The organism is Pseudochelatococcus sp. B33, assembly GCF_053570585.1.
This window is the reverse complement of sequence record NZ_JBSEFH010000007.1, coordinates 185036-201758: the sequence shown is the minus strand read 5'-3', so window position 1 is coordinate 201758 and position 16723 is coordinate 185036. Positions and strand designations below refer to the sequence as shown.

The following is a 16723-nucleotide window of genomic DNA, read 5'->3' as shown; positions in this document are numbered from 1 at the left end:
GGGGCCAAGGGTTAGAGACGATGGAGACACGCGCCAACTACGCCCTGATCGGCCTGTTCACGCTCGCGGTCATCTTCGCCGGATTCGTGTTCGTCTACTGGTTCTCGGGCGCCAACACCGCGGCCTCGCGGGAGAGCTACCGCATCATCTTCACCGGCTCCGTGGCCGGCCTGTCGCGCGGCTCGCTGGTGCTGTTCAACGGCCTGCGCGTCGGCGAGGTGGTGAACGTGCATCTGCTGCCGGACGATCCGCGCCATGTGGTGGCCATCGCCGCCATCGACAGGTCGACGCCGATCAAGCAGGACACCCGTGCCCAGCTCGAATTCCAGGTGGTGACCGGCATCGCCTCGATCCAGCTCTCCGGCGGCGCGCCGGACGCGCCGCGGCTCGAGGCGACCCCCGGCCAGCCCCTGCCCACCCTCTACGGCGAGCGGTCCGACTTCCAGGACATGCTCGAAACCGTCCAGACGCTCGCTACCCGCGCCACCTCGATGATCGAGGACTTGCAGCAACTTGTGGAGCAGTCGCGCGAGCCGGTCGTCAACACAGTGCGCAACGTCGAGCAGTTCTCCCGGGCGCTCGGCGACAATTCCGACAAGATCGCCTCCCTGCTCGCCAACTCCGGGGAGCTCGCGGCGGGCCTTACGGAACTCGCGACCAATGTCGATGCGCTGGTCAAGGCGGTCGATCCGGCGCGCGTCGACAAGATCGTCGGCAATATCGACCGCTTCACCGACGCCATCGGCAGTTCCAGCGGCGGTGTCGAGGAGATCGTCACCAACACCGCTGCGCTCACGGAAAAGCTGCGCGTCGCGGCGGACGGCATCAGCGGCGTGCTCGACCAGCTCAAGAACTTCCTGTCGTCGGCCGGCGGCGACAGCGCCTTCGAGCAGGTCGCGGAGGCGGCGCGCTCCTTCCGCACGCTCGCCGACAATCTCGACACGCGCACCGCCGAGATCACCGCCGGCATCAACAGCTTCGCGGGACCGGGCCTGCGCGAGTATCAGGCGCTGGCGGTGCAGGGCCGGCAGGCGCTGGCCCAGTTGACCCGCCTGCTGCAGGACGTGCAGCGCAACCCGCAGCAGTTCCTGTTCGGCAACCGCCCGCCGCTGCCGCAATATCAGGGCCAACGCTGACAATGCTTCGTGACAGCACCGCCCACACGCGAACCCCAACACGCGAACCCGAGGGAAAGCGCGCCTTGACAGCCAGAAGACGATCATCCGGGCGCCTGTTCCGTGTCGTTCCCGCCATGCTGGCGCTCGCCGCGCTCGCCGGATGCGGGACGAAGCCCGTCACCACCTTCGACCTGACGACCCACACCAGCATCCGCACGCCCGCCGCCCGCAGTGGCGAGGCGCTGACCATCGCCGAGCCGGTGGCGCTGCAGACCTTCGACGGCAATACCATCGTCGTGCGCGGGCGCGCGGGCGAGCTGACCATGCTCTCCGACGCCCAATGGGCCGACCGGCTGCCCCGCCTCGTGCAGACGCGGATCGTGCGCGCCTTCGAGGACGCGGGCCGCCTCGGCCGGGTGGGGCGCCCCGGCGACGGACTGGTGACCGCGCGCCAGCTCAACACGGAGCTGCGCCAGTTCAACATCGACAGCGCGGCGGGCACGGCGGTGGTGGAAATCTCCACCCGCGTGGTCGAGAGCCTGTCCGGCAACGTGGTGCGCGCGCGGGTGTTCACCGCCCGCGTCCCCGTCAGCGGCGGCGTGACGGGAGCGAGCGCCGCCGTGGCGCTCGAGGCGGCGCTCGCCGAGGTGCTGGCCGCGCTCGTGGCGTGGGCTTAGAGCGCTTTCCGGTCAGACGGAACCGTCTGATCGATCAGAATGCGCTCAACTCAAAGAAGCGCAGAGCGTTTTCCGAATTCACGAAATCGGAAAACGCTCTGGGGGACCCACCAATCAGGCCCGCCGCTTTGACAATCCGGTCGTCCGCCCCCATCTGGAACAGGACAATATTTTCAGGGAGCATGACCATGACACGCGCCGTTCCCGGCTTCTGTGGCGTTCTGACGCCCGAGCAATTCGCCGTGCTGCGAGAGCACGGCACCGAGCGCCCGTTCACCAGCCCGCTCAACGACGAGAAGCGCGCAGGCCAGTTCGTCTGCGCCGATTGCGGGCAGGTCCTGTTCGAATCGACGACGAAATATGAAAGCGGTTCCGGCTGGCCGAGCTTCTGGGAGCCGGTGGCGGGCGCGGTCGGCACGCAGGAGGACCGCTCCTACGGCATGCTGCGGATCGAGGTGCATTGCAACAACTGCAACGGGCATCTCGGGCACGTCTTTCCCGATGGCCCGCGTCCCACCGGCCTGCGCTACTGCATCAACGGACTGGCGCTGAACTTCGTGCCGCTGGACCAGTCCGATGCCGGGGGCCCGGACGCGCGCGGCGCCTGACCGTCCCGGCGGATCACCCCGAGCTCGGAACGGACTCTATCGCATCCGCAGCCTGACGCCCGGATAGCCGCCGCCGGCGATATCGGTGCATAGCGACGACCACTCGCAGCCGCCGCAGGCCCGGCGCAGGCCGGCCTCGCCGGCACGGGCCCCGGCGAAGGCCGCGCGCATGCCGGCGACAACGGCCGGCGTCAGGCACAGCCGTCCACCCACCTGAAGCGCGCGCCCCAGCGTCCGGCCGACGGCGGCGAGCGCCTCGCTGTCGCGCAGGCGGATGTCGTCGGAGGGACAGTGCGCGCCGCACGCGAACGCCATCGGCGCGCATATGTCGTCCGGCCCGTCGACCAGCAACACCTCCTCGCCTTCCGACAGCCGTCCGGCGATCCGATCGAGATTGGCGGTGAAAGCAGGCGTATAGCCCTTGCCGACGTAAGTCAGCACGCAGAGCAGGTGATGGCCGCGCAGGCGAACCGTCACGGCAGGCCGTCAGCCAACCCGTCAGCCAAGACCCGTCAGCCTTGGACTTTCCTTGCCTGCACGCGGGCGATGCCCGCCAGCACGGTCGCCGACAGGCCGGACTTCAGCACCGCGCCGACGAGGAACGGCAGCACGCCGGCCGCGATCGCCCGCTCGATGCCGACGATCGTCGCAAGCCACGATGCGCCGATGACAAGGCAGAGCAGGTTGGCGGCGAGCGCAGCCGTGAAGGCGAGCCAGGGGCGCTGTCCGTTCCAGCCGCGTTCGGCGAGCCAGCCGGTGAGCGCGGCCATGACGGGGAAGGCGAAGAGATAGCCGGCCGTCGGCCCGGCGAAGACGATGAGCCCGGACGCACCATTGGAGAACACCGGCAGGCCCACCGCCCCCTCGGCGAGCCACGCCACGACCGTGACCGCACCGAGCCGCCAGCCGTAGAGCGCGCCGATGAGCGTGACGGCGAAGGTCTGCATGGTGACGGGCACGGGCACCATCGGCACCGCGATGTAGGACGACAGCGCCAGCAACAGCGTGCCGGCCACGACGGCGGCGATCTGCAGCGCGAGGGTGCGCTCCTGCAGGCGCAGCGGACTGAAGGACGGCCTTGCGACCCCAGCGGACAGAGTTCCCGACATGTATTCACCCTTTCTGACGCCGCCGCCCGAGCGCATCGTTCAGGCGGCTGTTTGCGGCGGCCATTTGATGGACAGCCGCATATCCGATATTGCTCGCTTATAGCAGGCTTTGCACCCCATTCCAGCCCCTCGCCAGTCGCGACACCGGCCGCAGCGGTGACGCTTCCCGACCCGGACACCGCCCATGCTCAAGCACGCCCTGATCTATCCCGCCGCGGCGCTCGCCGAGATCGCCGGCTGCTTCTCGTTCTGGGCCTGGCTGCGGCTCGGCAAGCCGATATGGTGGCTGGTGCCGGGGGCACTGTCGCTCATGGCCTTCGCCTGGTTGCTGACGCTGGTCGAGAGCGATGCGGCGGGCCGCGCCTATGCGGCCTATGGCGGCATCTACATCGCCGCCTCCCTTATTTGGCTGTGGACGATCGAGGGCGTGCGCCCCGACCGCTGGGACCTCACCGGCGCAGGCATCTGCCTTGTCGGCGCGGCCGTCATTCTTGCCGGTCCGCGATAGAGAAGAATGCATTGAACCTGAATCGCTATTTCTCTCTATCCATTTGTTAACGCATCAAATTTTCCAAAAAGGTACGCACTTTCCGGTTCGATACCACAAAGCGCTTTCCGATCAGAATTCGCTCAGGACAAAGAAGTGAGACATTCAGGAAAGCTCTGCCGCCAGACGGCGCAGGAACGCCTCGCCGGCGGCGAGCTCGTCGAGCGTGATGTATTCGTCGGCCTTGTGCGCGCGGTCGATGGAGCCGGGACCGCAGACCACGGTCGGGATGCCGGCGTTGGAGAAATGCCCCGCCTCGGTGCCGTAGGACACGGTGACGGTGCGGTTGCGCCCGGCGACCTTCAGCGCCAGCGACCGGGCCAGCGGATCGACTGACGGCGCGAGCGCCGGCACGAGGCCGTCGAAACCCGTCTCCACGCCATACCCGGCGAAGGTGCGCCGGAAACGCGGCAGGATCTCCGCCTCGACGAAGGCCGCGAGCCGCGACGGGACCTCCTCGATGTCGAGATCGGGCAGGCCGCGCACCTCCCACTGGATCGCGGCCTCGCTGGCGAGGATGTTGCGCGCCACGCCGCCGTTGAGACCCCCGACATGAACGGTGCTGAACGGCGGATCGAAGCGGCCGGACGAATCGCCGCGCGCCTCGTATTCCCGCGACAGCCGGTCGAGTTCCGCCGCGATCAGCGCCGCGCCGTGAACGGCGCTCGCCCCGAGCCGGGGATTCGACGAATGCGCCTGCGCGCCGTGCACGGTCGTGGTGTACATGGCGATGCTCTTGTGCGCGTCCGCGACCTCGAGCCCCGTGGGTTCGCCGACGATCACGGCGACGGGCCGCGGCAGGTCACGGCCGAAGCGCCCGATGCCGTCCACCACGCCGAGGCAGGTGACCTCCTCGTCGTAGGACAGAAAGATGTGGATCGGCGTCTTGAGCCGGGCGGCGACGAGATCGGGAACCGCGGCGAGCGCCAGCGCGCAGAAGCCCTTCATGTCGACCGCGCCGCGCCCGTAGGCGCGCCCGTCCTCCACCCTGAGGCGGAACGGGTCGCTCGCCCACACCTGTCCCGCCACGGGCACGACGTCGGTATGGGCGGAGAGCGCCACCCCTCCCCTGTCGGCGGGGCCGATGGTGGCGAAGAGCGCGGCCTTCGTGCCGGTGGCGTCGGGGATGCGCACGCTCGCGACGCCCCAGCCGGCGAGATAAGCCTCGACGAAGGCGACGAGATCGAGATTCGATTCCGAACTGATCGTCGGAAAGCCCACCAGCCGGGCCAGCATCTCAAGGGGGCTGAGGCGTCGACCGGTCATGATCGCTCCGATTTGCCGGGGTGTCGCTTGTGCATGCGCTGTTGACAGCCTACCGCACTTTCGCCGCCGGCGGAGTCATGATAGGGCGCGCGCTGGACAGAACGGACCCGCCGCGCAACGATGATCCTACACCCTGACCCGATCAGGACAAGCGACGCCCACCCTTTCCACCGCCTGCCGGCGCCCGCGCGACGGTGGTTTCATGCGTTTCACGTTTTCGAGGCACCCAGAGGCAACCATGAGCGCCATCCTCCCCGGTATCCAGTCCGCCGAATCGATCCACGCGCTCGCGCAGGCGGGCGTCATCGGTTTCGCCGTGCCGCCCGCTGACGGACAGGTGCAGCCGGCAAGCCTCGACCTGCGCCTCGGCCGGCGCGCGTGGCGGGTGCGGGCGAGCTTCCTGCCGGGCCATGACAGGGACGTCGCCCGCCGCCTCGCCACGCTCGCACTGCACGAGATCGACCTCACGCGCGGGGCGGTGTTCGAATCGGGCTGCGTCTACATCGCCGAGCTGCTGGAGAGCGTCGCGCTTCCCGCCGGGTTGTCCGCCTCGTGCAACCCCAAGAGCTCCACCGGCCGGCTCGACGTGTTCACCCGCGTCATCACCGACCGCTCGCGCGAATTCGACGCGGTCGAGGCCGGCTATCGCGGCGCGCTCTATGCGGAAATCTCGCCCCGCACCTTCCCGGTGCTGGTGCGCACGGGCTCGCGCCTGTCGCAGATCCGTTTCCGCGCCGGCGCCAGCCGCCTGACGGATGCGGAACTCTCCGCCCTGCAGGAAAGCCAGCAGGTCGTCGTCGGCGGCGACGTGTCGATCCAGGGCGGCGTCGCGGTCAGCGTCGATCTCGCCGGCTTTCCCGCCGGCGGCGGCCAGCGGCTCGTCGGCTATCGCGCCAAGCGCCACACCGGCCTCGTCGATGTCGACCGGGTCAACGCCTATGCCGTGCCGGACTTCTGGGAGCCGCTCGCGGCCGACGGTGAGGGCCAGCTCATCCTCGACCCCGGCCAGTTCTACATCCTCGCCTCGAAGGAGGCCGTGCACGTGCCGCCGGACTATGCCGCCGAGATGGTGCCATTCGACCCGCTGGTCGGCGAATTCCGCGTGCACTATGCCGGCTTCTTCGACCCCGGCTTCGGCCACGCCGGGGCCGGCGGCGCCGGCGCGCGCGCGGTGCTGGAAGTGCGCTCGCGCGATGTCCCCTTCCTCATCGAGGACGGGCAGATCGTCGGCCGCCTCGTCTACGAGCGCATGGCGCAGCGCCCGCTGAAGCTCTACGGCGCGGATGCCGGGTCGAACTATCAGGCCCAGGGGCTGAAGCTGTCCAAGCACTTCCGGAGCGATTTCCGGAACCCCGGGGCGCAAGCCGGAGGCATATAACACAGGATATGATGTGAATTATATAATTTACCGTCGTTTATGCGATAAAAGTTGACCTTCTCGATAAAATATCGTGAATTAGGGTGTTTTCCCGGCCAGGACGGCCGTAACCGGAAAGGACCTGCATATGAAATGGTTTGGGGGGTTGGCCATCGCAGCGCTTCTGGCGCTTTCAGGCCCGGCGGCGGCGCAGGGCACGGCGCCCGCGGCGGACAAGCCGCCGGTGGAGTTGCTGAACGCATCCTATGACATCGCCCGCGAGCTGTTCGCGGCGATCAATCCGGTGTTCATCGAGGAGTGGAAGGAGAAGACGGGCCAGACGGTTTCCGTCAAGCAGTCGCACGCGGGTTCGTCCGCGCAGGCGCGCGCCATCCTCGAGGGTCTGCAGGCCGACGTGGTGACCTTCAACCAGGTGACGGACGTGCAGATCCTGCACGACCGGGGCGATCTGGTCGCGGCCGACTGGCAGGCGCGCCTGCCCAACAACGCCTCGCCCTTCTACTCGTTCCCCGCGTTCCTCGTCCGCGAGGGCAACCCCAAGGGCATCAAGGGCTGGGCGGATCTGGCGCGCGAGGGCGTGCAGCCGATCTTCCCCAACCCGAAGACCTCGGGCAACGCACGCTACACCTACCTTGCCGCCTATGCCGCGCTGCTGGAGGAGTACAACGGCGACGTCGAGAAGGTGCATGCCGACATCAAGCGCCTCTTCGCCAACGTTCCGGTGTTCGACACCGGAGGACGCGGCGCGACGACCTCGTTCGTCGAGCGCGGGCTCGGCGATGTCCTGATCACCTTCGAGTCGGAGGTCAATGGCGTGCGCCGCGAATACGGCGACAAGGGCTTCGAGGTCGTGGTGCCGCCGGTGAGCATCCTGGCGGAATTTCCGGTCAGCGTGGTCGACAAGGTGGCCGCCGCCAAGGGCACCACGGAGGCTGCGACCGGCTACCTCGAATTCCTCTACAGCGAGAAGGGGCAGGAGATCCTCGCCGACTTCTTCTATCGCGTCCATCATCCGGACGTGGCCGCACGCCACAAGGACCGTTTCCCCGAGGTGCGTCTGCTGAAAGTCGAGGACGTCTTCGGCGGCTGGGAGAAAATCTCGGAAGAGCATTTCGCCGCCGGCAAGACGCTCGACACCCTCTTCGCGCGCAACTGAGCCCGGCCCGGCCTGCCCGCGCTAGAGCATGTCATCATTTCACGGACATGATGACATGCTCTCAGTTTTTGATTTGGGGCGGGCAAGGATCGCCGACCGACCATCGCCGCACACCTTCGGGTGTGCGATTTTTTTGCATTGGGGCGGCGGACGCCCCCCAAAAAAGAATAACCATATGATAAATCACATGAAATGATCCTGTCTCGATCGGCAGGGTACGCTATTCCACAGGGAGCGGCGTTTTTTCGCTTGCTTTCTGGAACGAATCTAATCTATATTTATTCCAATGAGCGCGCACAGATCGAGGGGTATGTGCGGACGATTGACGCTCGCCACCTGATTGGACTGAGGAGATTTCCGATGAACACGACTTCCTGCACCGGCTGCGTTTTCTTTGACGACAGCACCAAGCAGACGGCTTCCATGGCTGACACGGGCGTGTGCCGCTTCAACCCCCCGGCGCCCAAGGCCGACGACGTGGCCAAGTCGCTGTGGCCGGTCGTGACGGCTGAGGACTGGTGCGGCCACTTCACGGCCCAGCGCCCCGCCGTTCGCGCTGCGTGACGGCGAAGCCGGTGGGCGCTGCTCATCGGCCTCCGGTCTGGCCCGCACGGCCAGGGACCGATTGCTTGTGCGATTTCCGGTCGGCGCCGGCTGAAGGTCGGCCGCCGACGGTAGAAGTTGTCTATTGAGTTTTCCGAGGCGTATTGCCGGCCGGGGTGGTCTCCGCCGGCTCCGGAAAGGCAGAATGCGCGGGACGCCGGCGGCGTCCCGCGCTTTTTTTCGCAATGAACCGGCAAGCCTGCCGGCGAGCATTGCGCGCCACGATCCACAGGCGGCGGTTCGAACGACCGTTCACCCAACGAATTCGCTTGGCCGGATCGCGAAAACGCGCTAGTTCTAGCGCGTGCGGTTCGGGTCGATGCACCCGCCAGTTCGATCGCGCGCCGGTCATTTGCATGGTCGACGCAGGCGGTCCGGCCGCGGGCGTAGTTCAGTGGTAGAACGACAGCTTCCCAAGCTGTATGTCGTGGGTTCGATTCCCATCGCCCGCTCCAATTATCGCGCACCGACGCAACTCATTGATTTCAAAAATTTTCCACGGCAATCAATAGTGCCCGGCTCGATAGCTGGTTGCTGCCGCCTGCCCAAATTTGATCGACAGTATGGCCGGTGGTACAAGCCCGGCCTATGGAGTATCAGTTCGCCCACGACTGGTTCAGCGGCCATATCCCGCAATGGGAGCGGCTGCTGGCTGAGTTTGCCGGGCAGCCGGTTCGTGCGCTGGAAATCGGCACCCATGAGGGACGCTCGGCAACGTGGCTGCTGACCAACGTCCTGACCCATCGTCGCGCGCGGCTCGTATGTGTAGACATCTTCGAACAGCCGGTGCTCCGGGCGAACCTCGGCGTCTCCGGCGGGCATGGCAAGACGACGATCAAGATCGGGAGTCAAGCGAGGTATTGCCCAAACTCCCGCCAAGCGCGTTCGACCTCGCTTACATTGACGGAAGCCACTGGTCATGCGACGTGCTTGAAGATGCCATCCTCACCTTTCGCCGGGTCAAGGTGGGCGGCATCATCGGCTTCGACGACTATGAGTGGAACGATCCCGCGTTCAACCAACATGGAACGCCCAAGCTCGCGATCGATGCGTTCCTGGCCTGTTATGCCCACAAGGTCGAGGTTCTGGACCGCGGCCTGCAAGTGTGGATCAGGAAAGTCTCGGATTAAGAACCCCTGACAAAACCTCAAGGCCGATGCTGGCTGCATCGGCGAGGCCGTCTCGCCCTCATCGTGAGCCGCGCGTTGCGAGGCGCACCGTGTCACACGGGCCGCACACGAAGGGCGTACAGGGTGAGGCCCGCGCGGGTATTGACGCATGTCATGGCCCCCGCCGGTGACGCTTCATAGACACTGGACGGTCTGCGGTGGTGCCCGAGAGCGGGCCGCCGATTTTGCGGAGAGGTCGCATGTTGGGGTTGGGCGTTAGGCGTATACTGTTCGCAAGCCGGTGGCTGCTGGTGCCGTTCTATCTGGCGCTGCTCGTCGCGCTGGTCGCGCTGTTGATCACGGCCATCAGGGAAATGCTGGATTTTCTGCCGGTGGTGTTTTACTCGCCGCCGCCATATTCCTATATGGTGCTCCGCGTTCTCACGCTCATCGACCTGGCGTTCATCGGCGCCCTCGTCGTCATCGTGATCTTCTCGGGCTACAAGAACTTCGTTTCCACCGTCTCCACGGGCGAGCGGACCGACTGGCCGGAGTGGATGGGCAGGATCGACTTCACCGGCCTCAAGCTGAAGCTGATGTCGTCGATCGTGGCGATCTCGTCCATCCAGCTGCTGAAGAACTTCATGGACGTGTCCGAGTATTCGGACAGGCAGATGATGTGGATGGTGGGGCTGCACATCATTTTCGTCATAACCGGTCCGCTGCTCGCCCTCACCGAGAGGCTGTCGGGCGACCACCACAACGGCAACTGAGCGCGAGCGCGGCGGCGCTCGTTTCCGGTCGTCTTGATGGGGGCTGCTTCCGCTGGTACGAACGGCATGAGGACGTTCGAACGAGGAGAAGGACCGTGCCCCGCCCCGCAGCCGGACAAATCTGGGATGCCGAGACGTACATCAACAACGCCGGATTCGTGTCGGCCCTCGGCCAGGATGCGTTCGTGCTTCTGGCACCGGAAGCGGGCGAAGCCATTCTCGATATCGGCTGCGGTGACGGAGCGCTCACGCTGCGCATCGCCGGCGCCGGCGCCAACGTCGTCGGGCTCGAACCCGATCCGTCTCTGGCTGCCCGTGCGCGCGAGCGCGGCCTGACGGTCATCGAACAGGATGCGCATGCCCCGTTCGGCCAGGAGCGGTATGATGCCGTCTTCTCCAATGCCGCCCTTCATTGGATGCGCGCGCCCGAGATCGTTCTGGCCAATGCCTTCGCCGCGCTGCGTCCCGGCGGCCGCCTCGTGGCAGAGCAGGGCGGCTTCGGAAACGTGGCCGCCGTTATCGTCGCCCTGAATGCCAGCCTGGAGGCGGCGGGCCGGTCCGATCCGGGCTTTACCCCCTGGGACTTCCCGACACCCGCCCTGCAGACGGCCCGGCTGGAACGGGCCGGATTCTCCGTTCGGGACATATCCCTCATCCCTCGCCCCACCCCGCTGCCCACCGGCGTGGCCGGGTGGCTCGGAACGTTCGGGGCACCGTTTTTCGCAGGGCTGGACGCGGCAGCGACGAGAACCGTCATCGAGGACACCGAACGCCGCCTGGTGCACCTGCGCGATGAGCGGGGAACATGGTTTGCCGACTATGTCCGGCTGCGCTTCGTCGCCGTCAAGCCGGCGCGTTAAAATTGCTCAGACAAGGAGACAGCGCGGCGGCACCGGTGCAGATTTTCTGCCCGCCGCGCCGATGGGGAGCCACTTGTCAGCAAGGGGGCGCGTCCCGTCGCGTGCTTCGATTCAGGCGGACTGGGACGACGCGGGCACGTCAGCCCGCCCGTCCGGCGGGTTCCCGTCGAGGACGTATTGCAGCAACGTCAGATCGAGCCAGCGGCCGAACTTCGTCCCCACCTCCCGGCAATGGCCCGCCTCCTCGAAGCCGAATCCGTAATGCAGCGCGAGCGAGGCCGTGTTGCCCGATTCGATCGCGGCCATCATCACGTGCCTGCCTTGCGCGCGCGCCTCCTCGATCAGCCGCTCCAGCAGCAGCCTGCCGATCCCCGCGCGCTGGTGATGAGGGTGGACGTAGACCGAATGCTCCACCGTGTGCCGATAGCCGTCGAACGCGCGCCACTCGCCGAAGGACGCATAGCCGTACACGCCGTCCGCCCCCGGCTCGTCGGCGACCGCGACCAGCACCGGAAAGCCGCCCGATCGCCGGGCCGCCAGCCAGGCGGCGCGATTGGCCTCGTCAACGATCGTGTCGTTCCAGATGGCGGTCGTATTGGCGACGGCATGATTGTAGATCGCGGTGATTCCGCGAACATCCGCCTCGGTCGCCGGCCTGATCAGCATTCCGTTTTCTTGTTCCGATACAACCATACTGCGGATGGGGCAAACATACCAATGGCGCGGCTCCAGCCCGTCTCCGCCTGAAGGCGTCGCCGGGCACCGCTTCGCCCAAGATCGGCGCCTGGAGAATTCTTTCCGATCCAGTGATTCCATTGGATCGGAAAGCGCTCCGGTGGCTGCACCACGCGTAGCCGAAGGCGAAGCGTGGTGCGGGTGGTCGGGCTCGAACCGACACTCCTTTCGGAACCGGATTTTGAGTCCGGCGCGTCTACCAGTTCCACCACACCCGCCTGTCCCCTCCCGAAGCCGGGACGGGACAACAGGTTGTGTTATTGCCATACGTGGCGGGTGAAAGTCCAGCCCCTTCGGCGGCTCTCCACATGGCTCCGCCGCGTCCGGCTCCTCCCCTTCCCGGCTCCTTCGGCGCGCTCCCATGTTCTTGTCCTGCAGCGCCCTTGCATTTTCAGCGCCATGGTTGGAAAGTGCGTCCATTCGTGGGAGAGACGCTTATGGCAATCAACAAGGTTTATCCTGATGCGCGGGCCGCTCTTGACGGCCTGCTGCGCGACGGCATCACCATCATGGCCGGCGGGTTCGGGCTGTGCGGCATTCCGGAAAAGCTCATCGATGCGATCGCGGAAAGCGGCGTCAAGGATCTGACGGTCATATCCAACAATTGCGGCATCGACGGCGCCGGCCTCGGCAAGCTGCTGGAGCGCGGGCAGATCCGCAAGATGGTTTCGTCCTATGTCGGCGAGAACAAGCTGTTCGCCGAACAGTATCTTTCCGGCGCGCTGGAGCTGGAGTTCAACCCGCAGGGGACGCTGGCCGAGCGCATCCGCGCCGGCGGTGCGGGCATTCCCGCCTTCTTCACCAAGACCGGCGTCGGCACGCTGGTGGCCGAGGGCAAGGAAGTGCGCGAGTTCGACGGCGAGGCCTATGTCATGGAACGCGCGCTCACGGCGGATCTCGCCATCATCAAGGCCCAGACAGGCGACACCGAGGGCAACCTCATCTTCAACAAGACCGCGCGCAACTTCAATCCCGAGATGGCGACCGCGGCGACGGTCACTGTGGCGGAGGTCGAGGAGTTGGTCGATATCGGCGGCGTCGACCCCGACGCCGTCCACACGCCGGGCATCTTCGTGACGCGGATCGTCCACGGCACCAACTACGAAAAGCGCATCGAGCGGGTGACGACCCGTCCGCGCGCCGCCTGAGGGAGAGGGAGAGCGACAATGGCCTGGACACGTGAACAGATGGCGGAGCGCGCCGCCCGCGAGCTCGAGGACGGCTTCTACGTCAACCTCGGCATCGGCATTCCGACGCTCGTCGCCAATTACATCCCCGACGACATCACCGTCACCCTGCAGAGCGAGAACGGCATGCTGGGCATGGGCCCCTTCCCCTATGAGGGCGAGGAGGACCCGGACCTCATCAACGCCGGCAAGCAGACGATCACCGCCCTGCCCCAGTCGAGCTTCTTCAGCTCGGCGACGAGCTTCGCGATGATTCGCGGCGGGCACATCGACCTGTCGATCCTGGGCGCCATGCAGGTCTCCCGCACGGGTGACCTCGCCAACTGGATGATCCCCGGCAAGATGGTGAAGGGCATGGGCGGCGCGATGGACCTCGTCGCCGGCGTCAAGCGCGTCGTCGTGGTGATGGAGCACACGGCGAAGGGCGAGCCGAAGATCCTCGAGGCATGCGACCTGCCGCTCACCGGCAAGGGCGTCGTCGACCTCATCATCACCGATCTCGCCGTCTTCGAGGTCGACAAGAACGGCCTGAAGCTGATCGAACTCGCCGACGGCGTGACGCTCGACGAGGTCAAGGCCGGCACCGCCGCGTTGTTCGAGGTGGCGGAAAACCTCGCAGCGTGATGCCGACGCCGTCAGAAGGACAGGGGGACGGCACGATGCCGCCCCCTGTCCTTTCGGTTGCCTGTCCGGCGACGGGCCGGAGGCGGCAAGGCGGCGGTTCATATTGCGGGGCACCTCCTGGTCGTGGCCGGCGGGGTCATTCCCGAACGGGACTACGACGCGCTGATCGAAGGCAGGGTCACAAGAGGCGCGCCCGGAGATGATCGTCGCGACCATCCGCGATCTGGTCGCTGTTCGCGGACGCGTCTGACCATGATCGAGACCGCGCCCTACCCGGCGCCTCCAGATACGCGACGTGATATCGCGTAATGCCACAATTATATTGGAGTGCGCATCCTTCCTCCCACTAAGTAGTAGAAAGCCTGAGGCGCGTTCGATCCGAACCAGCGCCCCCGCTTCGGTCCTATCGGACCGTCAAGCGGAAACAATGGGCTGTAACAGGGAGGAGTGCGGATGGCCAGGCATGTCTGCTTGAGGAGCGCAATCAGAAAAGCTGCGCTGAAGGGAGTTTTTCTTGCGCCGATCGCGTTGTTCGGCGCCACAGACGCGTCAGCCCAGAACAACCAGCCAGCGCGGACCATAAACCATAAGCCGGCGGATGCCGGCTTCAAGACCGACTATGCCTCGATCGTCGCCGCTGCGGAACAGGAGCCGCCGCTGCACTTCTGCCAGACCTTCAGCCAGGAAGAGTGGGACCTCTTCATCGCTGGCTTCAAGAAGGCCTTCCCGAATATCAAGGACGTGGAGACGTCCAACTGCCTCGGCACCGAGCCGCGCGAGCGCGTGATCGTCGAGTGGCAGGCGAACCGGAACGACGTCGACATGATGAATGTCGGCGAAGACCTGATGAAGCGGATCGAGGATGAGGACATCGGCGCCACGCCGGACTGGTCCGTGTTCGACGGATCGCCGCTGCAGATCGATAAGGAGGATATCGCGCCCGGCGGCCGGATCGTCGGCGTTGGCAGCGCAACCGCTGCGATCGTCTTCAACAAGAAGATGGTCAGCGCCGATCAGGTGCCGCACAGCTTCAAGGAATGCGCGGATCCGAAGTACAAGGGCAAGATCATCGTCGACGTGCGGCCCGGCATCGCCTTTGCCATGATGCCGATGATCCTGGGTGACGAAGGCGCGGTCGAATGGGCGAAGGCGCTCGCCGCTAACGACCCGCTCTGGGCGCGCAGCCCCGCACCCGTCACCACCGCGCTGCTGCAGGGCGAACGCCCGATTGCCTGCGGCCTGCAGATCCACGGCGTCCTGCGCGGATTTGCGACGGCCGCGCCCAGCGGCGTGCTGGCCGAGGGCACGGATCTCGATTTCGTGGTGCCCACCGACCAGAGCAACTCGCCAGGCTATGTCGCACCGCTGATCGGCAAGCATCCCGCCGCGCCGAACACGGCACTGCTTCTCGTCGCTTATGCCGCGTCGAGCCCAGACGCGATCAGCGCCGTCAATCCCGGCTATGGCTCGCCCTATACCAAGGGAAGCTGGAAGGCCGACTACTATGCGCACGCGGGCGTCACGCCGAACCAGCCGCCGGAAGGCCGCTGGGCGGTTCCGCAACATTCGGAACGCGCAGCTGAACTGATTCTCGGCGCCTGGGGTTATCCGCAACCCGCTGTCAAGTGATACCGAGAGGCATTGAAAATGCCCCTTGGCATCCCGCTTGCGAATGTCGCATGCCTCTGGCGCCAATAGGACATCCATGATGACTGCAACGGCCGAATGCGTCAATATTCCCGGCCATTGGCATGAGTACTTCGGCTGCGATGGACTTCTCGGTCCGCCGCAGCCGACCCGACAGTCGTTCCCGGCGAGGCACGCTTTGCTTCGCCCGGGAATGACAACGCAACTTCAGACCAGTCGACCGGAATGGCTCATCGCGACAGATCGCGAGGCAGATTTCCGAGAAGATAATGTTTGAAAGATATTGGAGGAAGTGGTGCTACGCTGCGCAGTGCTCGACGACTACCAGAAGATTGCCCTCTCGATCGCCGACTGGAGCCCGATCACAGCCGAAGTCGAAGTCGTTGCGTTTCATGATTTTCTCCCGACACGCGAAGCGCGCATCGCCACGCTCCGTGATTTTGACATCGTGGTCTGCATGCGGGAACGTACCCGCCTCGATGCCGAAGTGATCGCTGCATTGCCGAAGCTCCGGCTGATCGTCACCACCGGGCGCTACAATGCGGCGATCGACATGGACGCCTGCGCGGCGCGTGACATCACGGTTTGCTCGACGGGGGATGTTCACGGTGCGGCAGCGGAACTGACCTGGGCGCTCATTCTCGCGTTGGCCCGCCACATTCCGGCAGAGGTCAGGGATTTCAAGGCCGGCGGGACGTGGCAGCCGCGGCTCGGCCACAGCCTCGCCAGTCGCCGGCTGGGCGTGCTCGGCTTCGGCCGGCTCGGCGTTCGTGTCGCACGTGTGGCCGCCGCTTTTGGCATGCCGATCACGGTCTGGAGCAAGAACATCACGGAGGAGCGGGCGAGAGCAGAAGGCGCAACCGCCGCGGCGTCGCTCGACGACCTTCTTCGAACGTCGGATATCGTGTCAGTTCACCTTCGATTGAACGAGGAGACGCGCGGTATTATCGGCGCGCGCGAACTCGGACTGATGAAGCCGACCGCCTTCCTGGTCAACACCTCGCGCGGGCCTCTGGTCGATGAGAACGCATTGATTGACGCGCTAGACGGAAATCGGCTCGCCGGGGCGGCCCTCGACGTGTTTCATGTTGAACCACTGCCGGCCGACAGTCCGCTTCGACGTGTTGCCCGGCTGATCGGTACTCCCCATGTCGGCTTCGTGACCGAGGAAACCTTTGCCGTATTCTACCGCGACGTGGTGGAAGACATCGCTGCCTGGCTAAAGGGAGCGCCAGTCCGCATCGTCTCTGCACTGTCGTAATACCAACGGTCGGGAGTGCGTCAGCATTCCCGACCGTTGGTATCAGATCGCCAGGAGCGTCTTCC

At 65.8% G+C, this 16723-nt stretch carries 19 protein-coding genes and 2 tRNA genes; 15 read left to right on the top strand and 6 right to left on the bottom strand.

Annotation, left to right across the window (positions count from 1 at the left end):
• The first annotated feature begins 20 nt into the window (after positions 1–20).
• Both ACUSIJ_RS09910 and ACUSIJ_RS09905 read left to right on the top strand, forming a co-directional pair.
• Positions 21–1136, top strand: a complete 1116-nt coding sequence (locus tag ACUSIJ_RS09910; protein ID WP_449308219.1) for an MlaD family protein — start codon at positions 21–23, stop codon at positions 1134–1136.
• A gap of 65 nt (positions 1137–1201) precedes the next feature.
• Positions 1202–1795, top strand: a complete 594-nt coding sequence (locus tag ACUSIJ_RS09905) for an ABC-type transport auxiliary lipoprotein family protein (RefSeq protein WP_449308218.1) — start codon at positions 1202–1204, stop codon at positions 1793–1795.
• A 34-nt stretch (positions 1796–1829) separates the two neighbouring features.
• Here the strand turns inward: ACUSIJ_RS09905 and ACUSIJ_RS09900 are convergent, their stop codons facing one another.
• Positions 1830–1985, bottom strand: coding sequence for a hypothetical protein (locus tag ACUSIJ_RS09900; protein ID WP_449308217.1), 156 nt, complete (start codon positions 1983–1985; stop codon positions 1830–1832).
• Between ACUSIJ_RS09900 and msrB the strand changes: the two genes are divergently transcribed.
• A complete protein-coding gene (msrB, locus tag ACUSIJ_RS09895; protein ID WP_449308216.1) occupies positions 1978–2403 on the top strand; it encodes a peptide-methionine (R)-S-oxide reductase MsrB in 426 nt (141 codons plus the stop codon). The two genes, ACUSIJ_RS09900 and msrB, sit on opposite strands and share 8 nt — an antisense overlap.
• 36 nt (positions 2404–2439) lie before the next feature.
• Here msrB and ACUSIJ_RS09890 read toward each other — a convergent pair whose 3' ends face one another.
• Together ACUSIJ_RS09890 and ACUSIJ_RS09885 are read right to left on the bottom strand one after the other, a co-directional pair.
• A complete protein-coding gene (locus ACUSIJ_RS09890; RefSeq protein WP_449308215.1) occupies positions 2440–2880 on the bottom strand; it encodes a DUF1284 domain-containing protein in 441 nt (146 codons plus the stop codon).
• Between the two features lie 35 nt (positions 2881–2915).
• Positions 2916–3512: a biotin transporter BioY gene (locus ACUSIJ_RS09885; protein WP_449308214.1), complete on the bottom strand. Its 597-nt coding sequence runs from the start codon at positions 3510–3512 to the stop codon at positions 2916–2918.
• A 184-nt stretch (positions 3513–3696) separates the two neighbouring features.
• Between ACUSIJ_RS09885 and ACUSIJ_RS09880 the strand changes: the two genes are divergently transcribed.
• Positions 3697–4020, top strand: a complete 324-nt coding sequence (locus ACUSIJ_RS09880; protein WP_449308213.1) for a YnfA family protein — start codon at positions 3697–3699, stop codon at positions 4018–4020.
• Between the two features lie 144 nt (positions 4021–4164).
• Here the strand turns inward: ACUSIJ_RS09880 and argE are convergent, their stop codons facing one another.
• Positions 4165–5325, bottom strand: coding sequence for an acetylornithine deacetylase (gene argE, locus ACUSIJ_RS09875; protein WP_449308212.1), 1161 nt, complete (start codon positions 5323–5325; stop codon positions 4165–4167).
• 238 nt (positions 5326–5563) lie between these two features.
• Here argE and ACUSIJ_RS09870 point away from each other — a divergent pair, with 238 nt between their 5' ends.
• The 7 genes from ACUSIJ_RS09870 to ACUSIJ_RS09840 all read left to right on the top strand — a co-directional run bounded on the left by ACUSIJ_RS09870 (position 5564) and on the right by ACUSIJ_RS09840 (position 11204).
• Entirely contained in the window at positions 5564–6703 is a 1140-nt protein-coding gene (locus ACUSIJ_RS09870) for a 2'-deoxycytidine 5'-triphosphate deaminase (RefSeq protein WP_449308211.1), read from the top strand.
• Positions 6704–6854: 151 nt separating this feature from the next.
• Positions 6855–7859 carry a thiosulfate ABC transporter substrate-binding protein CysP gene (gene cysP, locus ACUSIJ_RS09865; RefSeq protein ID WP_449308283.1) on the top strand — a complete coding sequence of 335 codons (1005 nt, stop codon included), beginning with the start codon at positions 6855–6857 and terminating at the stop codon, positions 7857–7859.
• Positions 7860–8219: 360 nt separating this feature from the next.
• A complete protein-coding gene (locus ACUSIJ_RS09860; protein ID WP_449308210.1) occupies positions 8220–8423 on the top strand; it encodes a hypothetical protein in 204 nt (67 codons plus the stop codon).
• A 419-nt stretch (positions 8424–8842) separates the two neighbouring features.
• A tRNA-Gly gene (locus ACUSIJ_RS09855) sits at positions 8843–8917 on the top strand.
• 133 nt (positions 8918–9050) lie between these two features.
• Positions 9051–9602 carry a class I SAM-dependent methyltransferase gene (locus tag ACUSIJ_RS09850; protein ID WP_449308209.1) on the top strand — a complete coding sequence of 184 codons (552 nt, stop codon included), beginning with the start codon at positions 9051–9053 and terminating at the stop codon, positions 9600–9602.
• A 229-nt stretch (positions 9603–9831) separates the two neighbouring features.
• Positions 9832–10344: a TIGR00645 family protein gene (locus ACUSIJ_RS09845; protein WP_449308208.1), complete on the top strand. Its 513-nt coding sequence runs from the start codon at positions 9832–9834 to the stop codon at positions 10342–10344.
• A gap of 95 nt (positions 10345–10439) precedes the next feature.
• The gene (locus ACUSIJ_RS09840) at positions 10440–11204 is read left to right on the top strand and encodes a methyltransferase domain-containing protein (protein WP_449308207.1); all 765 of its coding nucleotides are present in this window, start codon (positions 10440–10442) and stop codon (positions 11202–11204) included.
• Positions 11205–11315: 111 nt separating this feature from the next.
• Here ACUSIJ_RS09840 and ACUSIJ_RS09835 read toward each other — a convergent pair whose 3' ends face one another.
• On the bottom strand, positions 11316–11870 hold the full coding sequence (locus ACUSIJ_RS09835; RefSeq protein WP_449308206.1) for an N-acetyltransferase family protein: 555 nt from the start codon (positions 11868–11870) through the stop codon (positions 11316–11318).
• 202 nt (positions 11871–12072) lie between these two features.
• Positions 12073–12157, bottom strand: a tRNA-Leu gene (locus ACUSIJ_RS09830).
• 225 nt (positions 12158–12382) lie between these two features.
• Between ACUSIJ_RS09830 and ACUSIJ_RS09825 the strand changes: the two genes are divergently transcribed.
• From ACUSIJ_RS09825 to ACUSIJ_RS09810, 4 genes are all read left to right on the top strand, one after another.
• The gene (locus ACUSIJ_RS09825; protein WP_449308282.1) at positions 12383–13087 is read left to right on the top strand and encodes a CoA transferase subunit A; all 705 of its coding nucleotides are present in this window, start codon (positions 12383–12385) and stop codon (positions 13085–13087) included.
• A gap of 18 nt (positions 13088–13105) precedes the next feature.
• Positions 13106–13750 carry a 3-oxoacid CoA-transferase subunit B gene (locus ACUSIJ_RS09820; RefSeq protein ID WP_449308205.1) on the top strand — a complete coding sequence of 215 codons (645 nt, stop codon included), beginning with the start codon at positions 13106–13108 and terminating at the stop codon, positions 13748–13750.
• Positions 13751–14203: 453 nt separating this feature from the next.
• Entirely contained in the window at positions 14204–15379 is a 1176-nt protein-coding gene (locus tag ACUSIJ_RS09815) for an ABC transporter substrate-binding protein (RefSeq protein ID WP_449308204.1), read from the top strand.
• Between the two features lie 328 nt (positions 15380–15707).
• Positions 15708–16658 carry a D-2-hydroxyacid dehydrogenase family protein gene (locus ACUSIJ_RS09810; protein ID WP_449308203.1) on the top strand — a complete coding sequence of 317 codons (951 nt, stop codon included), beginning with the start codon at positions 15708–15710 and terminating at the stop codon, positions 16656–16658.
• Positions 16659–16723 lie beyond the last annotated feature (65 nt).